This window comes from Nonomuraea sp. NPDC023979, assembly GCF_040639085.1.
Taxonomy (GTDB): domain Bacteria; phylum Actinomycetota; class Actinomycetes; order Streptosporangiales; family Streptosporangiaceae; genus Nonomuraea; species Nonomuraea ceibae.
Map to the genome: position 1 here is coordinate 124,732 of NZ_JBEZZG010000013.1, position 17,287 is coordinate 142,018.

A 17,287-nucleotide genomic window follows, 5' to 3' on the forward strand; every position below is an offset into this window, starting at 1 on the left:
GGCCGGACGGCCCTCTGTCCGGCCGGCAGAGCGGGGCATACCCGGCGTCAGACCGGGGCGTACCCGGCCGGGCGGCTGGTGAAGGCGCCCCGGCCCTGGGTGCGGCTGCGCAGCCGGGTGGCGTACCCGAACAGCTCGGCCAGCGGCACCGTGGCGGTGACGACCGCCGTGCCGCCCCGCGCGGCCGAGCCGGTGACGCGGCCGCGCCGGGCGGCCAGGTCGCCGAGCACACCGCCGACCGCGTCGTCCGGGACGGTGACCGTGACCTCGGCCACCGGCTCCAGCAGCACCATCGCGCAGGCGCGCAGCGCCTGCCTGAGCGCCAGCGCCCCGGCAGTGCGGAAGGCCGCCTCGGAGGAGTCCTTCACGTGCGTCGCCCCGTCGGTGAGCGTGACCCGCAGGCCGGTGACCGGGTGCCCGCCGAGCGGCCCGGCGGCGAGGGCGTCGCGGCATCCGGCCTCGACCGCGCGGACGTACTCGCGCGGCACCCGCCCGCCGGTGACGGCGGAGCGGAACGCGAAGCCGGCCGCCGCGTCGAGCGGCTCCACGTCGAGCTGGACGTGCGCGAACTGCCCGGCGCCGCCGTCCTGCTTGACGTGCCGGTACAGCACGCCGGTCACGCCGCGCGCCACCGTCTCGCGGTGGGCGACGCGCGGCCGCCCGGCGGCGACGTCCAGCCCCCGCTCGCGGCGGATCTTCTCCACGGCCACCTCCAGGTGCAGCTCCCCCATGCCGGACAGCACGGTCTGGCCCGTCTCCGGGTCGGCCCGCACCGACAGCGACGGGTCCTCCTCGGCCAGGCGGGCGAGCGCGGCGGCCAGCCGGCCCGCGTCCACGCTCCGCCTGGCCTCGACCGCCATCGAGACGACGGGCTCGGCGGCGGCGGGCGGTTCGAGGACGAGCGGCGCGTCCGGCGCGCACAGCGTGGCGCCGGGCCGGGCCGCCTTCAGCCCGGTGACGGCCACGATGTCGCCGGCCACGGCCCGGTCGACCTCGGTGTGCCGGTCGGCCCGCACACGCAGGACCCGCCCGGCGCGCTCGGTGCGCCCGGCGCCCGCGTCCAGCACGGCGTCCCCCTTCCGCAGCGTCCCGGCGTACAGGCGCAGGTAAGTCAGCCGTCCGCCGCCGGTCGAGTGGACCTTGAACACCAGCGCGGCCAGCGGCTGCGCCGGGCCGGCGGCCCGGCCGGGCACGGCCGGGACGTCCAGCGGCGACGGCAGGTAGGCCACGGCGGCGTCGAGCAGCGGCTCGATCCCCCGGTCCCGGTAGGCGGAGCCGCACAGCACGACGACGGCCCGGCGCGCCAGCGTCAGGTCGCGCAGCGCCGCCCGCAGCGTCGCCTCGCCGACCGGCGTCCCCGCGCAGAACTCCTCCAGCACGGCCGGGTGCAGCTCGGCCACGGCCTCCTCCAGCAGCCCGCGCCGCCGCCGCGCCTCCTCCAGCAGCTCCGCGGGGACGGGACGCTCCTCGTACGCGCCGTCCCAGACCAGCGCCCGCATGCGCAGCAGGTCCACGACGCCGGTGAAGCCGTCCTCTCGCCCGATGGGCAGCTGGACGGCCAGCGGCGTGACGCGCAGGCGGTCGCGGATCGAGGCGACGGCGGCGTCGAGGTCGGCGCCGGCCCGGTCGAGCTTGTTGACGAAGGCGATGCGCGGCACGCCGTGGTGGTCGGCGCGCCGCCAGACGGCCTCGCTCTGCGGTTCGACGCCCGCGACGCCGTCGAACACGGCGATCGCGCCGTCGAGCACCCGCAGCGAGCGCTCGACCTCGTCGGCGAAGTCGACGTGGCCGGGGGTGTCGATGAGGTTGACGCGGTGGCCGTCCCAGGCGCAGGTCACGGCGGCGGCGAAGATGGTGATGCCGCGTTCGCGTTCCTGGGCGTCGTAGTCGGTGACGGTGGTGCCGTCGTGCACCTCGCCGCGCCTGTGGGTGGCGCCGGTGACGTACAGGACGCGTTCGGTGATGGTGGTCTTGCCGGCGTCGACGTGGGCGAGGATGCCCAGGTTGCGGACGAGGCCGAGCTGGTTGGTGTCACGCACGGTCCGTGGCCCTTTCGGGATCTCTCTGGACAGGACAGCGCGATTCGCCCGGTGGCCCCTCGTGTCAGGGGGCCGCCGGGGACGTCCGGCGCCGGCCGCGCAGCGGGCGCCGGGCGGACGGGGACACCAGGATCACCTCGTACCGTGACAGATGCCGCGACAGGGGAACGGCGCTGCGGCGCATGGCGGTCCCCCTCACTGGTCTCGGCGGTCGTCGCCGACCCTACAGAGATCGGTACGGGACGGGCATCCGATTTGTTTCCTACCACGTGGTAAGTTCGGTTTTCCGGGCACCCGGGTGCCCTGGACAGCAGAAAGGCCGGTCGGTGACCGAACCCACCACACGCCGGGTGACCAAGGGCGAGCGCACCCAGGCGCGCATCCTGGACTCCGCCATGGAGCTGTTCTCCCGCTCCGGCTTCCACGCCGTGTCCCTGCGCGACATCGCCGCGCACGCCGGGCTCACGCACGCCGGGCTGCTGCACCACTTCCCGGGCAAGGACGCGCTGCTCATCGAGGTGCTCAAGCGCCGCGAGGTGCTCACCGCCGAGCTCGTGGCGGCCACCGGCCCCGGCCTGGACCCGGTGGAGATCATCAGGCGGCACGTCGACCAGCTCGCGGCCAGCATGCGGACGCCGGGACTCGTCGGGCTGTTCGTGAAGCTGTCGGCCGAGGCCACCGACCCCGGGCATCCGGCCCACGCCTACTTCGTCGAGCGCTACCGCCGGCTGCGCAAGGGCGCCGCCTGGGTGCTCGCCGAGCTGTTCGCGCAGGCCACGCCGCCGCTGCCCCACGACCCGGACGTCGTCGCCGGGCAACTCCTCGCCGTGGTCGACGGCCTGCAGACGCAGTGGCTGCTCGACCCCGACCGGGTCGACATGCGCGCCTCGGTCGCCGCCTTCCTCACCGAGCTGGGATTGGACATCAGTTGAAGGATCTGACACTCGCCGAGAAGGCCTCGCTCACCTCCGGGAGCGACACCTGGCACACCACCGCCGTCCGCGACGTCGTACGCGCCCTGACCCTGTCGGACGGGCCGCACGGCCTGCGGCGGCAGGACGAGAGCTCCGGCGACGCGCTCGGCCTGACCAGGAGCGTGCCCGCCACCTGCTTCCCGCCCGCGGTGGGGCTCGGCTCGTCCTGGGACCCGGAGCTGGCGCGGCTGGTCGGCGCGACGATCGCGCGTGAGGCCCGCGCGCAGGGCGTGGACGTGGTGCTGGGGCCCGGCGTGAACATCAAGCGCTCGCCGCTGTGCGGGCGCAACTTCGAGTATTTCTCCGAGGACCCGCGCCTGTCCGGGGTGATGGGCGCGGCCCTGGTCGACGGCATCCAGTCGCTGGGCGTCGGCGCGTGCGTCAAGCACTACGCGGTCAACAACCAGGAGACCGACCGGATGCGGATCAGCGCCGACGTGGACGAGCGGACGCTGCGCGAGATCTACCTGCCCGCCTTCGAGCACATCGTCCGCGAGGCCGCCCCTTACATGGTGATGTGCGCCTACAACAAGATCAACGGCGTGTACGCGAGCCAGAACCGGTGGCTGCTGACCGAGGTGCTGCGGGAGGAGTGGGGGTTCGACGGGCTCGTCGTGTCCGACTGGGGCGCGGTGGCCGACCGGGTGGCGGCGCTGGAGGCGGGGCTCGACCTGGAGATGCCGCCGACCGGCACCGACGCGGAGATCGCCGACGCGGTCCGCGACGGCAGGCTGCCCGAGGAGGTGCTGGACCGGGCCGTCGGGCGGCTGCTGCGGCTCGCCTCGCGGGTGCCCGCCGCCCCGGCCACGACCGGCTGGGACGCCGACGCGCACCACGAGGTCGCCCGGCAGGCGGCCCGCGCGTCCGCCGTGCTGCTGAAGAACGACGGCGACGTGCTGCCCATCGCCCCCGGCCGCAAGGTGGCCGTGCTCGGCGAGCTCGCCCGCACCCCGCGCTACCAGGGGCACGGCAGCTCGCACGTGGTGCCGACCCGGCTCGACTCGGCCTGGGAGTCGCTGGCGGCGGCGCTGGACGGCGCGGTGTTCGCGGCCGGCTACCGGCTCGACGGGCAGGCCGACCCCGAGCTGGAGCGGGAGGCGGTGGAGGCGGCGGCCGGGGCCGACGTGGCCGTGCTGTTCCTCGGGCTGCCCGACTCGGCCGAGTCCGAGGGCTTCGACCGCACCGGCATCGACCTGCCCGGCGACCAGACGGCGCTGCTGCGCCGGGTGGCCGGGACGGGCGTGGACGTGGTCGTCGTGCTGTCCAACGGCGGCGTCGTGTCGGTGTCCGGCTGGCAGGCCGCGGTCTCGGCGATCCTGGAGGGCTGGCTGCTCGGCCAGGCGGGCGGCTCCGCCCTGGCCGACCTGCTGCTCGGCACGCACAGCCCGTCCGGCCGCCTCACCGAGACGATCCCGCACCGGCTCGCCGACGTGCCCTCCCACCTGCACTTCCCCGGCGGCGACGGGCACGTGGTCTACGGCGAGGGCCGCTACGTCGGCTACCGCCACTACGACACGCTGGACGTGGACGTCGCCTACCCGTTCGGCCACGGCCTGTCCTACACGACGTTCGCCTACTCCGGCCTGGAGGCCCGCGAGACCGGCGCGAACGAGTGGCAGGTCGAGGTGACCGTCACCAACACCGGCAGCCGGTTCGCGCACGAGGTCGTCCAGCTTTACGTGGCCTTCGACGAGGAGCGCCCCACCCGGCCCCGGCACGAGCTGCGCGGCTTCGCCAAGATCGGCCTGGAGCCGGGCGCGAGCGAGCGGGTCTCGTTCACGCTGACCGGCCGCGACCTGGCGTGGTGGTCGGCGTCGCGGGGCGGCTGGCGGATCGACCCGGGCGCGTTCACCGTCGAGGTGGGCGCCTCCTCGCGCGACATCCGGCAGCGGCTGGAGCTGAGCACGCCGGGCGACGGCTGGGCGCCGCCGCTGACCGCGATGTCGACGCTCGGCGAGTGGCTGGACCATCCCGTGGGGAGCCGGGTGCTGAAGGAGGCGTTCGGCGGGTCCGCGCTCGACCGGTTCAGCCCGGCGCTCATGGGGCTGGCCAGGGGGATTCCGCTGGCCAAGTTCCGGACGTTCGGCATCGGGCTGTCGCCTGAGGTGGTCGACCGGCTCGTCGCCGCCGTGGATGGGTGACGTTTCCGGGCGTATCTGGATATGTCGGGGGCTGGGGGTCATGGCCGGTGATTTCGATAGCCTTGCCTGATTCCACTCCCCCGACGGAAGGACGGGCACGTGCTCGACGATGCCGGCCTCCAGGCGCTCCGCGAGGCGGCGCGCCTGTCTCCGGACAATCTCCCCCTGCGGCGGCACCTCGCCGACCAGCTCCTGGCCAAGGGCTACCTGGCCGAGGCGGAGGCCGAGTTCCGGGCCGCACTCGTGCTCGCGCCCAAGGACGCGGACGTCTCGGCGGGGCTGGCGGAGGCGTTCGTCCGGCAGAGCTCCTTCGGCGAGGCGCTGGCGGCGCTGGAGCCGTTCCTGGGCGAGCCCGGCTGCCCGCCCCGGCTCGGTGTGCTCGCCGCGCGGGCGCTGCTGGGCGAGGGTGACGTCGCGGCGGCGGCGCACCGCTACCACGACGCGGTGACCCGCGACCCGTCGCTCGCCGATCCCGCCCTCGCCGCCCGCCTCGCCGCCCCGCCCCAGGCCCTGGGAGGGCCGGCACCGTACGGCGGTGCGCCGTCGGGGCCGGCGTACGGGGGCGGGGCTTACGATGCGCCGTCGCCCGCCACGCCGGCGGCGGAGGCGAGCGCCGAGGTGGAGCGGTCCCGGTTCACGTTCGCGGACGTGGCGGGCATGGAGGCCGTGAAGGAGGCGCTGAAGGTCAAGCTGCTGCTGCCGATCCAGCAGCCGGAGCTGTTCGCCGCGTTCGGCAAGCGGGCGGGCGGCGGCGTGCTGCTGTACGGGCCGCCGGGCGCGGGCAAGACGCACCTGGCCAGGGCGGCGGCGGGCGAGCTCGGCGCGTCGTTCGTGAACGTCGGCCTGGCCGACATCCTCGACATGTACATCGGCTCCAGCGAGCGCAACCTGCGGGCCACGTTCGACCTGGCGCGGCGCAACCGGCCGTGCGTGCTGTTCTTCGACGAGGTGGACGCCTTGGCGGCGCGCCGCTCCGACATGCGGCAGGCGCACAACCGGCAGATCGTCAACCAGTTCCTGGCCGAGCTCGACGGCGTGGACCAGGACGCCAACGAGGGCGTCCTGGTGCTGGCGGCGACGAACGCGCCCTGGTACATCGACGTGGCGTTCCGCCGCCCTGGCCGGTTCGACCAGCTCGTGTTCGTGCCGCCGCCGGACGCCTCCGCGCGGGCGGCGATCCTGCGCATCCTGTGCCGGGACAAGCCGATCGCGGAGATGGACTACGACGCGGTGGCGCGGGTGACCGAGCACTTCGTCGGCGCCGATCTGAAGGGCGTGGTCGACCGGGCCGTGGAGGCGAAGCTGCAGCAGTCGATCAGCGCGGGCCGGGCGATCCCGCTGGCGACGCCCGACCTGCTGGCGGCGGCGAAGAGCGTGCGGCCCACGTCGGTGCGGGAGTGGATGGCGACGGCGCGCAACTACGTGCTGCACGCCAACGACTCGGGGGCGTGGGACGAGCTGATGCCGTGGATCAAGGCCAAGTGGTGAAGGCCAGCTCGTGAAGGCGCGATGGTGAAGGCCCGATGGTGAAGAAAGCCCGATGGTGAAGGCCGCCGGCCCGGTGCAGCGGGCGCGGGCGCTGCTGGAGATGCGCCGGCCCGCCGACGCCGAGCGGGAGCTGCGCGGCCTGCTGGCCGAGGAGCCGGAGCACGCGGTCGGGCACGCGCTGCTGGCGCTGGCGCTGGCCGAGCAGCGCCGGCCGGGCGAGGCGGTGGCGGAGGCGCACGAGGCGGTGCGGCTGGCGCCCGACTCGTGGTTCCCGCACTACGTCGCGGGCCAGGTGCACAACCGGGCGCGGCAGCCCGACCAGGCGATCGCCGCCGGGCGGGCCGCGCTCGCGCTGTCGCCGGAGTGGCCGCCGATCTGGGAGCTGCTGGCCCGCGCGCACGTGCTGAAGGGCGAGTGGCCGCTGGTGGCGGGCGCGGCGGAACGCGGGCTGGCGCTCGACCCGGAGTCGGCGGACCTGATGAGCCTGCTGTCGCTGGCGCAGACGGCGCTCGGGCAGACACGGGCGGCCACGGAGACGGCGGGGCGGGCCGTCGGGCTCGCGCCGGAGAGCACCACGGCGCACCTGGTGTATGGGCGGGCGGCGCTGGCGTCCGGTGACGCGCGCGTGGCCGCCGGCGCGTTCCGCGAGGTGCTGCGGCTCGACCCGGGCTACGGGCAGGCCAGGGACCTGCTGGTGACGGCGCTGAAGGAGCGCAACCCGCTCCACCGGTGGCTGTCGCGGGTGCGGCGCAGGTTCCTGGGCGGCTGGTGGCTGGTGTTCCTGCTGCCGGCGCTGCCTCCGGTCATCGCGGTGTTCGTGGTCATCGCGCTGCTGCACTGGGCGGCGTGGGTGACGGAGGCGGTCACCGTGCTGCGGCTGGCCCGCGCGAAGGCGACCGGGCTGCTGTTCGACGGCGGCGAGTCGCGGGTGGCGCTGGCCTGCTGCGGCCTGCTCGTGGCGGGCGCGGCGACGCTGGTGGCGGGCGTCGTGCTCGGCAGCGACGTCCTCGGCACGGCGGGGGCCGCCGTCATGGCGCTGGTCACCGCCGTGCAGGAGGCCGCGCACACCGGCTCGCCGCGCGGCCGTGCCGTCCTGTACGGGTGGGCAGCCCTGCTGGGCCTGGCGGTGGTGGCGTCGCTGGTGTCGGGGGTGTGGCCGATCGCACTGCTGACCGTGTACGCGGCCCTGGCCACGATCTGGATCGCGGCAGGCGTACGACGGGTCTTTGGGCCTCTTGGAGATGCCCGCACTTATTGAGAATCTGGGAGGCGGGACCCCGGAGGAGGCGATCGATGAGCGGATCCGCAGGCCGCCATGAGATCCGGCGGATCCGGCTCGAAGGAGGCAACGACGGGGGCGCGATCCGGATCGGCGCGACCGTCAGGCGGGCGGCGCGGGCGTGGACGCCCGCCGTGCACGAGCTGCTGCGCCACCTGGAGCGCAAGGGCTTCGCCGGGGCGCCGCGGGCACTGGGCTACGACGAGCAGGGCCGGGAGGTGCTCACGTTCCTGGAGGGCGAGACGCTCGGCAACCGGCTGGTGTGGCCGGAGTGGACGCGGACGGAGGAGGCGCTGCGCCAGGTGGCCCGCTGGCTGCGGGACTACCACGCGGCCGTGGCCGACTTCACGCCGCCGCCCGACGCCCGCTGGCGGGTGGGCGGGCAGTGGTCGCCGGGGCAGATCATCGGGCACAACGACGCCAGCCCGTTCAACGCCGCCTGGCACGAGGGGCGGCTGTCGGGCTTCTTCGACTGGGACTTCGCCGGGCCGGTGGGCGCCGAGTCCGACCTGGCGTGGACGGCGCTGAGCTGGGTGCCGCTGCACGCGCGCCGGGTGGCGGAGCTGGAGGGGTTCCGGGCGTTCGACAGGCGGGCCGAGCGGCTGCGGACGTTCCTGGACGCGTACGGCTGGCACGGCGACCCGGCGGTGATCGTCCGGGAGATCCAGGCGCGGATGAGCGCGCGGGCCCGCGACATCCGCGCGGGCGCGGTCGGCGGCGACCCGCTGTATGCCAAGCTGCTGCGGCAGGGGCGGGCCGAGGACATGGACCGCGCGGTGCTGGAGCTGGAGGACTTCGCCTGGTGAACGGGGAGGGGCCCGGCGCGAGGCTGCGCTTCGGGGCCGGCGCCGAGGGGATCGAGCGGATGGCGGCGTCGCTGGTCGGCGAGGCGTTCGCGCCGCACCGGCACGACCGCTACGCGATCGGGATCACGCTGCGGGGCGTGCAGACGTTCCGCTACCGGGGCGAGGCGCGGCACTGCCTGCCGGGCGAGTGGCACATCCTGCACCCGGACGAGGTGCACGACGGCGCGCCGGGCACCGAGGAGGGGTTCGGCTACCGGATCTTCTACGTGGATCCGGCGCTGGTGGGCGAGGCGCTGGGCGGCGGGCCGCTGCCGTTCGTGCCGGACCCGGTGGTGCGGCGGATGCCGCCCGCGCTGGCCGCGTGCCTGCGGCGGCTGGACGAGCCGCTCGGCGAGCTCGAACGGGTGGAGGTCGCGCTGGCGATCGCCCGCTCGCTGGCGGCGCACGCGGGAGCGCGCCAGGCCGGGCGGGGCGCCGGGCGCGCGGCCGCGGCGGTGGAGGCGCTGGCCCGGGTGCGTGACCTGATCGCGGCCGACCCGGCGGTGCGGCATCCGGTGGCGGTGTTCGAGCGGGTGTCGGGGCTGGACCGGTGGACGATCGCCCGGCAGTTCCGGGCCGTGTTCGGCACCAGCCCGACCCGGTTCCGCACGATGCGGCAGCTCGACGTGGCGCGGCGGGCGTTGCGCGCCGGGCTCCCGCCGGCCGTCGCCGCGCAGGCGGCCGGGTTCGCCGACCAGAGCCATCTGACGCGCAGGTTCAAGGGCGCGTACGGCCTCACGCCCGCGCGCTGGCAGGCCGCCTGCGGTTCAGCCGGTCCTGGCCTCGATCGCCCGGATGACGGCGGCCATGTCGAGGCCGCCGTGCCCGAGCGCGAGCGTCTCGGCGAACAGCTCGTGGCAGGCGTCGAGGAGCGGTGAGGCGAGCCCGGCGGCGCGGGCGGCCTCGGCGATGAGCCGGTTGTTCTTGAGCACGTCGGCGACCGCCGCCTGCGGGGACAGCTCGCCCTCGACGAGCTTGGCGGCCTTGCCGCGCGACACGGCGCTGGCCATCGGGCCGGTGGCCAGCACCTCCTGGAAGCGGCGCAGGTCCAGCCCGTGCCCGGCGGCGAAGTGCGTCGCCTCGGCGAGCCCGGTGACCATCGTGATGAGGAACAGGTTGACCGCCAGCTTCATCAGCAGCGCCGACGGCGCCGGGCCGCAGACGACGCTCTTGTGGCACATCGGCCGCAGCAGCGGGCGCACGTCGGCGACGGCGCCGGGGTCCCCGGCGAGCATGGCGACGAGGCGTCCCTCCTCAGCGGGGCCGCGCGAGCCGGAGACGGGCGCCTCCACGTACCGGCCTCCGGCGGCGCGCACGTCGGCGTCCAGCCCGGCGGAGTAGGCGGGCGAGGTCGTGCCCATGTGCACCACGGTGCGCCCGGCGACGCGGGCGGCGAACTCCGGCGTGCCCCGGCGCAGCACGTCGTCGACGGCGGCCTCGTCGGCGAGCATGAGGAGAATCGTGCCGGCGCGGCCGAACACCTCGGCGGCGCTCGCCGCCACGTCGGCGCCGGCCGCGCGGACCGGCTCGGCGCGGGCGGGGGTGCGGTTCCAGACGACGAGGCCGCCCGCGCGGGCCAGGTTGACCGCCATGGGCCCGCCCATGAGGCCCAGGCCGATGAAGCCGATGTCCATCCCCTCGTTGTAGCCGCAGCGGGCGGGCGGGGTCTTGAACGGTTGTGCTCAGGGCGCGGGCGGCGGGAGCGTGAAGCGGGCGTGGACGCGCGCCTGTGCCGCGTGCCCGCGCAGCAGGACGATGCCGAGCGGGCGGCCGTTCGGGTTGCCGTCGGCGAGCGCCGCGTACGCCTCGAACCCGTCCGGGACGGTCAGCTCCAGGGACGGCGCGCCGTCGGCGTCCCAGGCGCCGCGCAGCACCCCGGCATGCGCCCGCAGCCGGCGCACGTCGCGCAGCCAGGCGTGGCCGAGGTCGCCGGTGAGGAGGGCGGGCTCGCCGTCCGCCGTGAACGGGCCGTCGCCGTGGAAGGTCCACTCGATCGCGTCCGGCGCGGCGGGCGTCACCGTGAACTCGTCGGTCCAGCCGTCGCCGGTCACCGTCAGGGCGCGGCGCAGCGTGTGGCCGTCGAACGCGGACTCGGCCGCCAGGTGGCCGGGCGACGAGGCGACGAGGCGGCCGGTGTGCGGCGGCTGGGGCCGTCCGCCGACGGTGACGGTGTTGTGGGCGACCGGCGAGCGCAGCCACGCGGTGAAGCCGGAGCCGTAGCCGCTGGTGCCGAGGTCGAGGCTGGACCAGCCGGTCGCGGTGGCCACGTCCACGCCGAGCTTGTCGCGGTGGTCGTGCCAGCCGGCGTCGGGCCCGTACCGGAGGGCGGCGCGCACCCGGCCGGACCTCGGCAGCCCGATCCCGGCCCCCGGCCACACGAACGAGCGCGGCGGGTCCGGGGGCGGCGGCGGGAGGTCGCCGGGGCCGAAGACGAGGGCGGCGACCGACGAACGGCCGGTCAGCGGCGGCGCGACCCCGTCGGGGAGCTGGGCGCCGTACCAGAGGCGGACCGGGGCGGGGCGCGGGTGCGCGTAGTAGGGGGCCGGGCTGGGCGGCCGTTCGGGCAGGAGCGACCAGGCGGCCTCGGCGTGCGGGGCGAAGTCGGCGGTGAAGCACTCGGCCCAGCCGTCCCCGTACGCGGGCAGCCGCCCGTCGTCGTAGGCGAGCATCGGCGGCGCGGTGACCGCCCGGGCCAGGCGTTGCGCGGCCGTCGCCGACAGCCCGGCCGGGCCCGCCGCCTCGCGGTAGGACAGCAGGGCGGCGAGCGCGTAGTAGTGGTAGTGCGGGTTGACCTCGTACCACAGGCCCTCGTCGTGGAACCCGCGCCTGACCTGCGCCTCCACGCCGAACTCGGAGTCGCGGCACCAGGCGAGCAGCGCGGTGTCGCCGAGCCGGACGGCGCACTCGGCCAGCGCGGCGAGCAGCCAGCACGGGATGTTGTGCACGGCGCCCGCCTGCGGGCGCAGCAGGGCGGCGACGTCGCGGGCCAGGCCGTCGAGGGCGGCCGAGGTGGCGGGGGTGAGGGCGTCGCCCGCCCAGCGCACGGCGCGCAGCAGCCCGATCGCCCACACGGCCTCGTCGAGCCCCTGCGGCTGGACGCGGCCGGTCCCGGCGGCCTGGCCGTGGGGCGCGTAGTCGCGGTAGCGGCGGGCGTAGCCGCCGACGACGCGTTCGAGCTCGTCGCGGGCGGGGCGCGAGCCGGTCAGGCGCAGCAGCAGGGCGGCGCGCTGGGCCTGCGCGGCGGCGGCGTTGTGGGTGATGGCGCGCCAGGCGCCGTCCCACGGCTCGCCCGAATAGACCTTGCCGCAGCCGGTGCACGCGTGCCGGTCGGGCGTGGCGGGGTCGTGGCGCAGGGGCGCGCCGTCGGCGTCGCAGAAGTAGTGGTGGGTCCAGGCGGACGGCCGGTCCGGGCCGGGCAGCGGCAGGCCCGACCAGTACCCGAAGTCGGCCTCCAGGGCGCCGAGCACGCGGGCGGCCCACGGCGCGTCCGCGACCCGCCGCCGCACCGCCGCCCAGTCCGGCTCGTACGGGCCCGTCACGTGCACTTTCCGGCCAGCCAGCGGCGGTAGTCGGCCGGGTAGTCGGTCAGCACGCCGGCCGGGCCGCGCTTGAGGATCTTCGTCCAGCGGGGCACCTGGGCGCGCCAGCCGGGCGGCGGCTCGTCCCAGGGGACGCCGTCGGTCCAGCGGACGGCCTCGCCCCGCAGCAGGCCGGGGTGCCGCGTGGCGAGCTCGCGCTGGATCCACGGGTCGGCCGAGTAGAGGAGGATGCGCTGGGTGTCCTGCCGTTCGAGGATCGGGCCGGACAGCTCCTGCCAGGCTTCCTCGGAGCGTCGCAGGACGGGTCTGGCCTGGCGTTTGATCTCCAGCAGCGCGATCAGCCCGGCGGCCGCGGCGTGGTCGAGCCAGGAGCCGAGCGTGTGGACGCGCTCGCCCGCGTAGGGGCCGCGCGAGACGCGGCGGGACCGCAGGCCGCCGTCGTCGTCGGCCCACCACAGGTCGGTGATCTCGCGGTTGGGCCCGGTCAGGCCGTTGGTGGTGGTGTTGTGCCACATCACCGCCTGGGTCCCGTCGCGGGTGAGCTGGACGTCGGCCTCCAGGCCGTCGGCGCCCTCGGCGCGCATGTGCTCGATGCCGGTGGGGTGGTTCGGCTGGCGGATCAGGTCCTTGGCGCTGGCTCCGGGGTTCTTCGGGTAGCCGCCGTGCCCGAACACCAGCGGGCAGCCGGGCAGCCGTCCGGCGGCGGCGGGCACGAGCGCGGTCGCGGCGAGCTCGGTCACTGCCACGGCCACCGCCAGCGGGATGGTCACTACGAGGCCCCCTCGTCGTAGGTCCGGCACGACGAGGCTATGGGCGGGGCCGGACCCGATCAAGCATCCGCTCCGGCCTGTCACCAGGGCCGTCTCTACGGGCCGGTGGGCTCGCCGCCCGCGGGGCGCCGGTGGAGCAGGCCGAACTTGGTCCACATCCGCTCGGCCGTCTCGATGGCGGCGGCCGTGCGCGCCGGGTCGACGGCGGCGAGCTGGGCGACCAGTGCCTGGGCGACGGCCAGCCCGGCGGTCAGCGACGGGAAGAACGCGACCCCTTCCGCCGGGACCATCACGACCTCCTCGGCCGCGTCCGCCAGGGCGGGGCTGGCCGCGTCGGTGAGCGCGAACACCCGGGCGCCACGCGCGCGGGCCTCGTGCGCGGCCAGGACCGTGCTCTCGTACAGCCGCCAGAAGCTGATGGCGATCAGCACGTCGCCGGGCCCGATCGCCGCGACCGTGTTGGACAGCTCGGAGTCGCCCGCCGTGACGGCCGCGACGGGGTAGCCCGCGATGCGGGCGTTGTGGGCGAGCGCCATGCCGACCGCCGCGTAGCTGCCGTCGGCGACGATCACCGTGCGGCGGGCGGCGGCGACGGCCTCGGCGACGGTCCGGATCACGCCCTCGTCCAGGCGGCGGTTGAGCAGGGCGAGGCTGTCGAGGTCGCGCCGGAGCGAGCGGGCGCTGGGCGAGCCCTCGCCGCTGTGCTCGGCGGCGACCTGCGGCGCGCTGAGCGACGAGAGGTAGCGGGCGCGCAGCTCCTGCTGGAGGGCGGGCCACCCGGCGAAGCCGAGCGCCTGCGCGATGCGGGTGACGGTGGCCACGTTGACGCCCGCGAGCGCGGCGAGCTCGGCCGCCGAACCGAACGACGCCCGGCGTGGCTGCGTGATGAGGATGTCCAGCACCGCCGCGGCCTTGGGGCGCAGCCCGCGTTCCGGCACGCGGTCGCGCAGCCACTCCTCGAAGCTGTCCGTCACGCGCCCCTCCCTCGCCGGGAGACATCGTACATTTTCCAAATATTGCAAGGACCATTGCATCTTGCCCGATTTGCACTATACGTTGCAATAACTCCCCCTCCCTGGCAGGGCCCCGTGCCCTAGGAAGGCTGTGCCATGACCTTGCTGGCCCGGCTGGACCGGCTCCCCCTGAGCCGTCCGCACTACCTCCTGCTCCTGATAGGCGGCCTCGGCTACACCTTCGACGGCATGGACTCAGCCGTCGTCGCGTTCCTGCTGCCGAGCGCCCAGGAGGCGTGGAACCTCAGCAACGGCCAGCTCGGCATCATCGGCTCCGCCTCGCCGTTCGGCTTCCTGTTCGGCGCGATCGCGGCGGGCCTGCTCGGCGACCGCATCGGCCGCAAGAAGGTCATGATGTACGCGCTCGCCTTCTACGCGGTGTTCTCCGTCGTGGCCGCGTTCGCGCCGAACTACGAGGTGTTCCTCGGCGCGCGGGTGCTGGCCGGGGCCGGGGCCGGCGCGGAGAGCGCGATCATCGCGCCGTTCCTGTCGGAGTTCGTGCCCGCCAAGCGGCGCGGCTGGTTCATCGGCGCGCTGGCCGGGTTCTTCTCCTTCGGGTTCGTCGGGGCCGCGCTCATCGGCCGGTTCGTGGTGCCCACGTTCGACGACGGCTGGCGGATCGCGCAGATCATCACCGCGGTGCCCATCCTGATGCTGCTGTGGTGGCGGCGCTCGCTGCCGGAGTCGCCGCGCTTCCTGCTGCAGCACGGCAGGACCGCCGAGGCCGAGGCCGTGGTCGCCGACATCGAACGGCGCGTCGAGCTCGCCACCGGCCGGCCCCTGCCGCCGGTGCCCGAGACCGCGACCGCGCTGCCCGTCCAGGAGACGCCGAAGGTCACGCTGGTCAACGCCCTGCGGTTCCTGTGGAGCCGGGCGATGGCCAGGCGCACCGGCGTCATCTGGCTGATCTGGTTCGTGATCACGTTCTCGTACTACGGCTTCTTCTCCTGGATCCCCACCCTGCTGGTGGAGCGGGGCATCACGGTGACGAAGAGCTTCGAGTTCTCGCTGATCATCTACCTGGCGCAGATCCCCGGCTACTTCTCCGCCGCCTGGCTGTCGGAGCGGCTCGACCGCAAGAACACCATCGCGATCTACCTCGCCGGATCGGCCGTCAGCGCCTTCTGGCTGTCGCAGATGGACACGCCCGTGTCGATCACGGTCGCGGGCGCCGTGCTGTCGTTCTTCCTGAACGGCACCTACGCCGGCGTCTACTCCTACACCCCCGAGGTGTTCCCCACCTGGATCCGGGCCACCGGAACCGGCCTGTCGAGCGCGTTCGGCCGCGTCGGCAGCATCCTCGCTCCCACCATCATCGGCGTGTCGTACGCGAGCCTCGGCTTCGGCGGCGTGTTCGGCATGACCACCGCCGTGCTCGCGGCCGGCGTGATCTGCGTGATGGTGTTCGGCCTGGCGACCGCCGGGCGTTCCCTGGAAGACCTGACCGAGCGGGGCGAGCCCGCCGGCGCAGCTAAGGAGATGACGTCGTGACCGGGCTGCCGGAACTGCAGGAGAAGGTACGCGAGCAGGTGGGCGCGCGGTTGTTCACCGTGCTCGCCTGGATCCCCGAGCGGCGCGCGCTGCGCCGCGTGCACAGCAGCCACCCCGAGCAGTACCCGGTGGGCGGCGAGAAGACGGTGGAGGTCGCGCAGGAGTGGCTGAGCCGCTGCATCGAGCAGCGGCTGCCCTACCTGGGCCGCGACCGGGCCGCCGTACGCGAGATCTTCGCCGACCACGAGCTGATCGAGAGCCTCGGCTGCGGCGCCATCGTCAACGTGCCCGTCGTGGACGGCGGCACCGTGCTCGGCGCGCTCAACATCCTCGACGCCGAGGGCAGCTACGACGAGACGTCCGTGGCCGCCGCCCAGGCGCTCGCGCCGCTGGCCGTGCCCGCGCTGCGAGGCGCCCGATGAGCCTGCTGCTGCGCGACGCCCTGCTGCTCGACCCCGACACCGGCGACTTCACCGAGACCGACCTGCGCTGCGCGGACGGGCGCGTCGCCGAGACCGGCCGCGGCCTGACCGCCCCCGACGGCACGCGCGTGGTCGACCTGGCCGGCGCGGTCGTCGTCCCCGGCCTGATCGACGCGCACGTGCACGTCACCGCCGCCACCGCCGACCTGGGCGGGCTGACCTCCTGGTCGCCCTCGTACGTGGCCGCGCACAGCGCCCGCATCATGGGCGGCATGCTGGCGCGCGGTTTCACCACCGTCCGCGACGCCTCCGGCGCCGACTACGGGCTCGCCGACGCGCAGGCCGAAGGGCTGATCCGGGGGCCGAGGCTGCTGTTCTGCGGCCGGGCGCTCAGCCAGACCGGCGGCCACGGCGACTCGCGCGGCCGGGGCACCCGGGTGCACGACGACCACCCGTGCTGCGCCGGGCTCGGCCGGGTCGCCGACGGGGTCGACGCCGTGCGCGCCGCCGCCCGCGACGAGCTGCGCAAGGGCGCCCACCACATCAAGGTGATGGCCTCCGGTGGCGTCGCCTCCCCCACCGACCGCATCGACTCCACCCAGTACTCGATGGAGGAGCTGCGCGCCATCGTGGAGGAGACCGAGGCGGCCAACCGCTACGTGGCCGCGCACGCGTACACCGCACGCGCGGTCAACCGGGCGCTGGAGGCGGGGATCCGCTCGATCGAGCACGGCAACCTGCTGGACGACCGGAGCGTGGAGCTGTTCCTGGAGCGTGACGCGTTCCTGGTGCCGACGCTGGTCACGTACTGGGCGCTGAAGGAGGAGGGCGTGGCCCACGGGCTGCCGGAGCCGAGCTGGCGCAAGGTCGACGCGGTGCTCGGCGCGGGCCTGGCGGCGCTGGAGCGCGCCGCCAGGGGCGGTGTGCGGCTGGTGTACGGCAGCGACCTGCTCGGCGGCATGCACCGGCACCAGAACCAGGAGTTCCGCCTGCGCGGCGAGGTGCAGAAGCCGCTGGACGTGCTCCGCGCCGCCACGGTGAACGCGGCCGAGCTGCTCGGCATGGCCGGCGAGATCGGCACCCTGGCCGTGGGCGCGCACGCCGACCTGCTGGTCCTCGACGGCGACCCGCTCGCCGACCTCGGCGTCCTGGCCGACCCCGGCCGCATCCGGCACGTCGTCCAGGCCGGGGAGCTCGTTTCCTGACCCACCACCGCCGTGGCGGCCCGTCCCGGGCCCGGCGTGGGGACGTCCTCCTCCGGGCCCTGGCAGGGTAAGACGGCCGGG

14 protein-coding genes are annotated in these 17,287 nt (G+C 75.3%); 9 read left to right on the top strand and 5 right to left on the bottom strand.

The features are described 5' to 3' along the window. Positions 1-47: 47 nt before the first annotated feature. A complete protein-coding gene (gene fusA / locus AB0G11_RS23475; RefSeq protein ID WP_357588170.1) occupies positions 48-2,039 on the bottom strand; it encodes an elongation factor G in 1,992 nt (663 codons plus the stop codon). Between the two features lie 326 nt (positions 2,040-2,365). Between fusA and AB0G11_RS23480 the strand changes: the two genes are divergently transcribed. The 6 genes from AB0G11_RS23480 to AB0G11_RS23505 all read left to right on the top strand — a co-directional run bounded on the left by AB0G11_RS23480 (position 2,366) and on the right by AB0G11_RS23505 (position 9,644). Next, positions 2,366-2,971 (top strand): TetR/AcrR family transcriptional regulator, encoded by a 606-nt coding sequence (locus AB0G11_RS23480; protein WP_308125909.1) that lies wholly within the window; start codon positions 2,366-2,368, stop codon positions 2,969-2,971. Further along, positions 2,968-5,154, top strand: coding sequence for a glycoside hydrolase family 3 C-terminal domain-containing protein (locus tag AB0G11_RS23485; protein WP_357588172.1), 2,187 nt, complete (start codon positions 2,968-2,970; stop codon positions 5,152-5,154). The genes AB0G11_RS23480 and AB0G11_RS23485 overlap by 4 nt, the downstream gene beginning before the upstream one ends. A gap of 99 nt (positions 5,155-5,253) precedes the next feature. Continuing rightward, positions 5,254-6,642, top strand: a complete 1,389-nt coding sequence (locus AB0G11_RS23490; protein ID WP_357588174.1) for an ATP-binding protein — start codon at positions 5,254-5,256, stop codon at positions 6,640-6,642. 52 nt (positions 6,643-6,694) lie between these two features. Further along, a complete protein-coding gene (locus AB0G11_RS23495) occupies positions 6,695-7,900 on the top strand; it encodes a tetratricopeptide repeat protein (RefSeq protein ID WP_357588176.1) in 1,206 nt (401 codons plus the stop codon). A 35-nt stretch (positions 7,901-7,935) separates the two neighbouring features. Further along, positions 7,936-8,727, top strand: a complete 792-nt coding sequence (locus AB0G11_RS23500; RefSeq protein ID WP_357588178.1) for a phosphotransferase — start codon at positions 7,936-7,938, stop codon at positions 8,725-8,727. Beyond that, positions 8,724-9,644, top strand: a complete 921-nt coding sequence (locus tag AB0G11_RS23505) for an AraC family transcriptional regulator (RefSeq protein WP_357588180.1) — start codon at positions 8,724-8,726, stop codon at positions 9,642-9,644. Before AB0G11_RS23500 ends, AB0G11_RS23505 begins: the two co-directional genes overlap by 4 nt. Here the strand turns inward: AB0G11_RS23505 and AB0G11_RS23510 are convergent. The 4 genes from AB0G11_RS23510 to AB0G11_RS23525 all read right to left on the bottom strand — a co-directional run bounded on the left by AB0G11_RS23510 (position 9,534) and on the right by AB0G11_RS23525 (position 14,049). Beyond that, positions 9,534-10,400, bottom strand: coding sequence for an NAD(P)-dependent oxidoreductase (locus AB0G11_RS23510; RefSeq protein WP_357588182.1), 867 nt, complete (start codon positions 10,398-10,400; stop codon positions 9,534-9,536). The genes AB0G11_RS23505 and AB0G11_RS23510 overlap by 111 nt on opposite strands. A 48-nt stretch (positions 10,401-10,448) precedes the next feature. Then, positions 10,449-12,305: a heparinase II/III family protein gene (locus tag AB0G11_RS23515; protein ID WP_357588184.1), complete on the bottom strand. Its 1,857-nt coding sequence runs from the start codon at positions 12,303-12,305 to the stop codon at positions 10,449-10,451. Continuing rightward, on the bottom strand, positions 12,302-13,075 hold the full coding sequence (locus AB0G11_RS23520; protein ID WP_357588186.1) for a glycerophosphodiester phosphodiesterase family protein: 774 nt from the start codon (positions 13,073-13,075) through the stop codon (positions 12,302-12,304). Before AB0G11_RS23520 ends, AB0G11_RS23515 begins: the two co-directional genes overlap by 4 nt. 95 nt (positions 13,076-13,170) lie before the next feature. Then, positions 13,171-14,049, bottom strand: a complete 879-nt coding sequence (locus AB0G11_RS23525) for a MurR/RpiR family transcriptional regulator (RefSeq protein ID WP_308125906.1) — start codon at positions 14,047-14,049, stop codon at positions 13,171-13,173. A gap of 135 nt (positions 14,050-14,184) precedes the next feature. Here AB0G11_RS23525 and AB0G11_RS23530 point away from each other — a divergent pair, with 135 nt between their 5' ends. Genes AB0G11_RS23530 through AB0G11_RS23540 form a run of 3 tightly spaced genes read left to right on the top strand, consistent with a single transcriptional unit; the run spans position 14,185 to position 17,206 of the window. Further along, positions 14,185-15,579: an MFS transporter gene (locus AB0G11_RS23530; protein ID WP_357588188.1), complete on the top strand. Its 1,395-nt coding sequence runs from the start codon at positions 14,185-14,187 to the stop codon at positions 15,577-15,579. Beyond that, the gene (locus AB0G11_RS23535) at positions 15,576-16,001 is read left to right on the top strand and encodes a GAF domain-containing protein (RefSeq protein WP_357588190.1); all 426 of its coding nucleotides are present in this window, start codon (positions 15,576-15,578) and stop codon (positions 15,999-16,001) included. The genes AB0G11_RS23530 and AB0G11_RS23535 overlap by 4 nt, the downstream gene beginning before the upstream one ends. Beyond that, entirely contained in the window at positions 15,998-17,206 is a 1,209-nt protein-coding gene (locus AB0G11_RS23540) for an amidohydrolase family protein (RefSeq protein WP_357588192.1), read from the top strand. The genes AB0G11_RS23535 and AB0G11_RS23540 overlap by 4 nt, the downstream gene beginning before the upstream one ends. The last annotated feature ends 81 nt before the right edge of the window (positions 17,207-17,287 follow it).